The 6,024-nt window shown below is 71.5% G+C and carries 8 protein-coding genes and 3 tRNA genes; 7 read left to right on the top strand and 4 right to left on the bottom strand.

Annotated elements, in window-relative coordinates; all coding sequences use genetic code 11:
* Window positions 1-16: 16 nt before the first annotated feature.
* Window positions 17-694 carry an RNA polymerase sigma factor gene (locus I4I78_RS01125; RefSeq protein ID WP_218609252.1) on the bottom strand — a complete coding sequence of 226 codons (678 nt, stop codon included), beginning with the start codon at window positions 692-694 and terminating at the stop codon, window positions 17-19.
* 260 nt (window positions 695-954) lie between these two features.
* On the opposite strand from I4I78_RS01125, the gene I4I78_RS01130 reads away from it, so the two are divergent.
* The 5 genes from I4I78_RS01130 to I4I78_RS01150 all read left to right on the top strand — a co-directional run bounded on the left by I4I78_RS01130 (window position 955) and on the right by I4I78_RS01150 (window position 2,587).
* The gene (locus tag I4I78_RS01130) at window positions 955-1,383 is read left to right on the top strand and encodes an SsgA family sporulation/cell division regulator (protein ID WP_218609253.1); all 429 of its coding nucleotides are present in this window, start codon (window positions 955-957) and stop codon (window positions 1,381-1,383) included.
* A 152-nt stretch (window positions 1,384-1,535) separates the two neighbouring features.
* Window positions 1,536-1,607, top strand: a tRNA-Gly gene (locus I4I78_RS01135).
* A gap of 79 nt (window positions 1,608-1,686) precedes the next feature.
* Window positions 1,687-1,758, top strand: a tRNA-Cys gene (locus tag I4I78_RS01140).
* 1 nt (window position 1,759) lies between these two features.
* Window positions 1,760-1,834 (top strand) — tRNA-Val (locus I4I78_RS01145).
* Between the two features lie 261 nt (window positions 1,835-2,095).
* Entirely contained in the window at window positions 2,096-2,587 is a 492-nt protein-coding gene (locus I4I78_RS01150; RefSeq protein WP_218609254.1) for a pyridoxamine 5'-phosphate oxidase family protein, read from the top strand.
* A gap of 8 nt (window positions 2,588-2,595) precedes the next feature.
* On the opposite strand, the gene I4I78_RS01155 is transcribed toward I4I78_RS01150, so the two are convergent.
* Entirely contained in the window at window positions 2,596-3,033 is a 438-nt protein-coding gene (locus I4I78_RS01155) for a hypothetical protein (RefSeq protein ID WP_218609255.1), read from the bottom strand.
* Window positions 3,034-3,108: 75 nt separating this feature from the next.
* On the opposite strand from I4I78_RS01155, the gene I4I78_RS01160 reads away from it, so the two are divergent.
* Both I4I78_RS01160 and I4I78_RS01165 read left to right on the top strand, forming a co-directional pair.
* Window positions 3,109-3,360, top strand: coding sequence for a type B 50S ribosomal protein L31 (locus I4I78_RS01160; RefSeq protein WP_218609256.1), 252 nt, complete (start codon window positions 3,109-3,111; stop codon window positions 3,358-3,360).
* Window positions 3,361-3,447: 87 nt separating this feature from the next.
* The gene (locus tag I4I78_RS01165) at window positions 3,448-3,747 is read left to right on the top strand and encodes a hypothetical protein (protein WP_218609257.1); all 300 of its coding nucleotides are present in this window, start codon (window positions 3,448-3,450) and stop codon (window positions 3,745-3,747) included.
* Between the two features lie 11 nt (window positions 3,748-3,758).
* On the opposite strand, the gene I4I78_RS01170 is transcribed toward I4I78_RS01165, so the two are convergent.
* Together I4I78_RS01170 and I4I78_RS01175 are read right to left on the bottom strand one after the other, a co-directional pair.
* Window positions 3,759-5,105 carry an FAD-dependent oxidoreductase gene (locus I4I78_RS01170; protein ID WP_218609258.1) on the bottom strand — a complete coding sequence of 449 codons (1,347 nt, stop codon included), beginning with the start codon at window positions 5,103-5,105 and terminating at the stop codon, window positions 3,759-3,761.
* A 107-nt stretch (window positions 5,106-5,212) separates the two neighbouring features.
* A partial coding sequence (locus I4I78_RS01175; protein ID WP_218609259.1) for a metallophosphoesterase occupies window positions 5,213-6,024 on the bottom strand: 812 nt, incomplete at its 5' end.

Here is a 6,024-nt window from a genome sequence, read left to right on the forward strand (position 1 = left end):
CTCTCCATCTCCTCGCTCACGACAATCCCCCCGCGAGATCCCCGGCGAACTCCCCGACCAGTGGGCCGAGCAGGTTTCGTAGTCGTGCGACACCGGTGAACATGCGTGACTTCACCGTGCCCAGCGGAACCCCGGTCAGGGCCGCGACCTCGCGCTGCGTGTATCCCCCGTAGTAGGCCAGCGCGAGCACGTGCCGCTGCTCCGCGGGCAGCCGCCCCAGCGCGTCCCGCACCTGGCCGGCGACCAGCGAGCCGATCGCGTCCTCGTCGGCGCCGGGGCCCGGCGGGGCCGACCACTCCTCGCCGTCCTCGGACGCGGGGACGGTGCGGCGGCGGATGGCGCTCTCGCGGCGCACCGCGTCCACCGACTTGTGGTGCACGAGCGTCAGCAGCCAGGTGCCGAACTTGCCCTTGGCCGGGTCGAACTTGCCCGGATCGCGCCAGAAGGCCAGGAAGGCCTCCTGTACGACGTCCTCGGCGAGACCGTCGTCGGCGCAGATGCGTCGTGCCAGGGAGTAGGCCGGACGCCCGAACCGGTCGTACAGCTCACCCAGAGCGGTCGAGTCGCCGTCGACGATGCGTTGCGCCAGACGGGCGTCACCACTGTCGTCACGGCGGACGGTCGACCGGCGCGCCACACCTTCACGGCCCTGCCCCTTGTCCGGCAGGTCCGGCGGTTCGGCTATGCCAGCCACCAGTGGGATCCTCACATCTCGTCTTCGTCGGCGGGGCCCGTTCGGTTCAGCGTAGTCGTCCCGGGCGCGGGCGCTCACACTTGCGGACGTCGGCCGCCTCGTTCGGCCGCGTGGCCCACAGCTGTGAGTTACACCCGTGTGACTCAGACGGGTGTCACACAACCGTGATCCAGGTTGATGCACCTCCGACCCGTCACGCCCGGGGCCCCCGCTCGTTTTTCCGATCGACGCCCCCTGCACGCCCAGAAAGAGGATGACCGATGCGCGACGAGTCCAAGACCATTCGTGCGACAGCGATGTTCGAGCTCATCGCGCCGGACGCTCCGGTCGTGCCCGTCAAGGTCGAGCTGTCGTACACCAGCCGGGACCCCTACGCCGTACAGGCGTCGTTCCGCACGGGACACGACACGACCGTCGACTGGGTCTTCGCCCGCGACCTTATCGCCGACGGGCTGGTGGACTCCGCCGGCAACGGCGACGTCCGGGTCCAGCCGATGTCGGAGGACCCGAGCCGGATCGAGCTCGAGCTCACCTCCCCCTCGGGCCACGCCCTGTTCACCACGTCCGCCCAGACGCTCTCGGACTTCCTGGACCGGACCTTCGAGGCGGTTCCGCCGACGAGCGAGTACTCCTGGCTCGACTTCGACGCCGCCCTGTCCGACCTGTTGGACACGACCGCTCGCGACTGACGAGCGGACCGCTGTCGGGCGGAGATGTCGATCTTCGCAGGTGGGAGAGCATCCGACAGCGGTCGAGGGGGGCCGGTTGCAGGCCCCCGGGGCGGCTACGCTAATGTTCTCTCAACGCACCGGGGACATCGAGAACAACATCCGGTGCACACGCGGAAGTGGCGCAGTGGTAGCGCATCACCTTGCCAAGGTGAGGGTCGCGGGTTCGAATCCCGTCTTCCGCTCGGAGGCTGAAAAGTCCGATCACGGTCGGTCCCGAGCCGGGCCTCCCGGTCTGGACTCCTCGCCCCAGGGTGAGGATCCGGCGGAGTGGCCGAGTGGCTTAGGCAAGGGCCTGCAAAGCCCTGTACGCGGGTTCGATTCCCGCCTCCGCCTCGCGCGATTAGCTCAGCGGGAGAGCACTACCTTGACACGGTAGGGGTCACTGGTTCAATCCCAGTATCGCGCACCACCTCCTTGAACGCCCTGGTCACAGGACTCGCGCCGAGTCCATCCGGCCAGGGCGTTCGTCGTCCCCGGGTCCACTCCCGGAGCATTTCCGGAGCGGTCGCGCAGACCGGAGCGGGTCGGCGGGAGTGCCCGGTTTCGCCGAGGAGTACACCGGCACCACGCTGCGGGAGAACCTCGGGCTCGGGGACTCCTGGCGAGATCGCCCACGGCTCGGGTCGAACCTGACCGGTTCTGTCAGGGTTCGACCCTAGCGTCTCGTGACATGGCCACCTGGGACGAGTTCACCACCGGCGCACCACGGATCTCGGAGATCTTCCGACGCCGCCACGCCGCCACCGGCAACCTCTGCATGCTCGGCACGCTGCGCGCCGACGGCTTCCCCCGGATCAGCCCGGTGGAGCCGCGGATGTTCGAGGGCGAGCTGTGGATCGTCGGCATGCCGGACACCCTCAAGTTCGCCGACCTCGGCCGGGACCCCCGGTTCACGCTGCACACCGCCACCGTCGACACCCGGGTCTCCGAGGGAGACGCGAAGGTCTGGGGCGTCGTGGAGAACCGGCAGGACCTCGACCAGCACGAGCGCTTCGCCCAGGCCCTCTACGACGAGTCGGGCTTCGACCTGCGCGGACAGAGGTTCGACCCGTTCTACGCGGCGGACCTCCACGGCGGGTCCTCGGTCGAGGTCGGCGGCGAGCACCTGGACATCACGGTCTGGAGGGCCGGCGAGGCGGAGCGGGTCGTCCGCAAGCACTGACCCGCCCGTCAGGCGGCCGATCCGGGACGGCGCCGGCGACCGGGCGTCGCCGCGCGCAGGCCCGGGCGGCGCAGGCGCAGCGGGAGCAGGCACGGGTCGAACGTCGCCGTCGCGAGCCACCGCGTCACCGCCTGCACGTCGGACGTGCCGCGGATCGGTCCGACCGGCAGCACCGGCGCGGACGGGGCGCGGTGCTCGTCGCAGGTCTGGACGAGCAGCATCATGCCCGCCTCGCGTCCGGCACACCGGTGTTCGCCGAACGGGCACCCGGCGGTCACCAGGACTCCGTGCCGGCTGTCCCGCACGACCGCGCGCAGGCCCGCCACCAGTACCTCGTCGACGCCGGGCAGTTCGGCGGCGCCGTCGTCGAAGCCGGAGGGGAACCCCGCGCAGCCTCCGCACCGCACGACCGTGAAGCCGCACGCCCCTCGCCCCTGGTCCTGCACGCTGCCTCCTGGAAGAAAAGCGGAATCATTATCGTTAGACTGGACAGTAGCAGTCGATCCCACAGGAGGTATCCCGTGAAGCCAGGCATCCACCCCGAGTACGGCCCCGTCGTCTACCAGGACATGTCCACCGGTGACGCGTTCCTGACCCGCTCCACCGAGACCTCCCGGGAGACGGTCGAGTGGTCCGACGGGCAGACCTATCCGCTGGTCAGGGTCGACATGACCTCGGCGTCGCATCCGTTCTGGACCGGCAACGCCCGCGTCCTGGACTCCGCGGGCCAGGTGGAGAAGTTCCGGCGCCGCTACGGGTCGCGGGCGCGCTGAGCCACACCTCCGGCGGGACGCGGATGCGCCCCGCCGGAGGTAGCGTCGGGGGCGCCACACCCGGGCCCGGCTCGCGAGGAGGTCGCCGTGCGCGCTCGCAGGCCGGACCCCGTCGTCGTCACGGACATGCACGAGCCGCTGATACTGGTGCACCGGCGCCAGATCCGGACCCGGCTGGTGATGATGGTCGTGTGGATCATCGGCTGGGTCGTGGCCGGGGCGCTGTGGCGGCACGGCTACCTGGCCACCGGGATCCTGCTCGGAAGCGGGCCCGGGATATGGATCCTCTGGTGGCTGGTGACGGCGCGGCGCCCGGCCGGGCGCCGCCAGGCGGTGACGGCGCGAGCACCACGGGCGCTGCCCGGCCCGCACGAGCCCCGACGCTGAGACCCGGGATCTCAGCCGCGACGGCTCAGCGCCACCATCTCCTCGCGGGGGACGACCTTCACCCGCTCCCGGCCGACCTCCTCGCCGAGGCCGCGCTCGAACTTGTCCAGGGCGAGCCACCCGTCCCAGGTCGTGTGCTCCACCCCGCGCCGCGCGAGCAGCTCGACGACCGATGCCGGGTCGGGGCGCCGGGCACGGGGCAGGACCGGGACGTCGGCGAGCAGCGAGCCGACCGTCTCCAGCGCGCAGCCCTTCGTGTGCCCGATCAGCCCGAGCGGTCCGCGCTTGATCCAGCCGACCGCGTAGACGCCGGCGAGCTCCTGGCCGTCGAGGTCGTGCACCCGGCCCTCCACGTGCGGGACCACGCCTGCCTCGTGGTCGAACGGCAGCCCGGCGAGATGGGTGCCGGTGTAGCCCACGGCGCGGTAGACGGCCTGCACCGGGTGGTCGGTGACGACACCGGTCCCGCGGACCGAACCGTCGCCTGCGAGCTCCGTCCGCTCCGTGCGCATGCCCTCGACCCGCTCGGACCCCAGTACCGCGACCGGGTTCTGCAGGAAGTGCAGGTGGATCCGCCGCGGCTCCCCGCGCGGGTCGCGCAGGGCCCACTCCTGCAGGATCTTGACCACCATCTGGGTGTGCTTGCTGCTGCGGACCTGCGCCATCGACCCGTCGTCGAACTCGACGTCCTCCGGCGCGACCAGCACCTCCACGCCGGGCACGCGGTCGAGCTCGCGCAGCTCCATCGGACTGAAACGGGCCTGCGCGAGACCGCGGCGGGCGAACACGTGCACGTCGGTGGCCGGGTTGGCCGTCAGCCCGCGGTGCACGTTGCCCGGGATCTCGGTCGGGAGCATGTCCGCCGCGGTCTTGGCCAGCACCCGGGCGACGTCGAGCGCGACGTTGCCGGCGCCGATCACGGCCACGCTCCGCGCATCGAGGGTCCAGTCCCGCGCGACGTCGGGGTGCCCGTCGTACCAGCGCACGAACTCGGCCGCGCCGTGGCACCCCGGCAGGTCGACGCCGGGGATGTCGAGCTCGCGGTCCCGCTCGCAGCCGGTGGCGACGATCGTGGCGTCGTAGTGCTCGCGCAGGTCGGAGAGTGCGATTTCGCGTCCGAAGTGGACGTTGCCGAACAGCCGCACCCCGGGCCGGTCCAGCACCCGGTGCAACGCGTGCACGATCTGCTTGATCCGCGGGTGGTCCGGGGCGACGCCGTAGCGCACCAGCCCGAACGGCGCGGGCAGCTTCTCGAACAGGTCGACCGAGACGTCGGCGTCGGATCTGGCCAGCGTGTCGGCGGCGTAGATCCCGGCCGGTCCGGCTCCGACGATCGCCACCCGCAGCGGGCTCGTCATGACATCAGCTCCCGAAGGCGTCGGCCCGGACGGACCCGGGCAGGCGACTTCAGGCTAGAGCAAGGTAAGCCTTACCTAATTATGACGTCGATCATGCCGGACGGCGATCACGCCGGTCGGGGCAGGACCACCCGCGGCAGCAGGTCCGGGAAGTGCTCCCCCACGCGCTCCGAGTGCCGCCGCCACTCCCGCGGGTACCCCAGCGACGCCTCGACGAACGGCACGCCGTCCTCGTGGATCGTCCGCGGGATGTGCAGGTGCCCGTGCACGACCGCGCTCGCCCGGTAGCGCAGGTGCCAGTCGGCCGTGGCGCTCGTCCCGCACCAGAGCGCGAACTCCGGGTACCAGAGCGGGTCACACGGCGTCCGGGTCAGCGGCCAGTGGTTGATGAGCACCGTCGACATGGCGGGGTCGAGCTCGTCGAGACGGCGTGCGGTCCCGGCCAGCCGGTCGGCGCACCAGGTCTCCCGGCTCGGGTACGGGTCCGGGTGCAGCAGGTACTCGTCGGTGCAGACCACGCCGGCGTCGTAGGCGGCGGCGAGCCCGCCGGCGGAGGTGTGCGTACCGGCCGGGAGGAACGAGTAGTCGTAGAGCAGGAACAGCGGCGCCACCGTGACCGGTCCGCCCTCCCCGCGCCAGACCGGGTACGGGTCCTCCGGGGTGTGCACGCCGATCTCCCGGCAGCGGCGCACCAGCTCGTCGTAGCGGGCGACGCCGCGCAGCGCCTCGACGTCCTCGGCGCGGGCGTTCTTGGCCCGCGACCAGAGCTCGTGGTTGCCCGGTACCCAGATCACCTCGGCGAACCGGGAACGCAGCTCGCGCAGTACCTCGACCACGCTCTGCACCCGCTCGTCGACGTCGCCGGCGACGATCAGCCAGTCACCGGGATGCCGAGGCACGATCCCGGCCGCGATCCGCC

Source organism: Pseudonocardia sp. KRD291 (assembly GCF_019263595.1).
Classification (GTDB): Bacteria; Actinomycetota; Actinomycetes; order Mycobacteriales; family Pseudonocardiaceae; genus Pseudonocardia.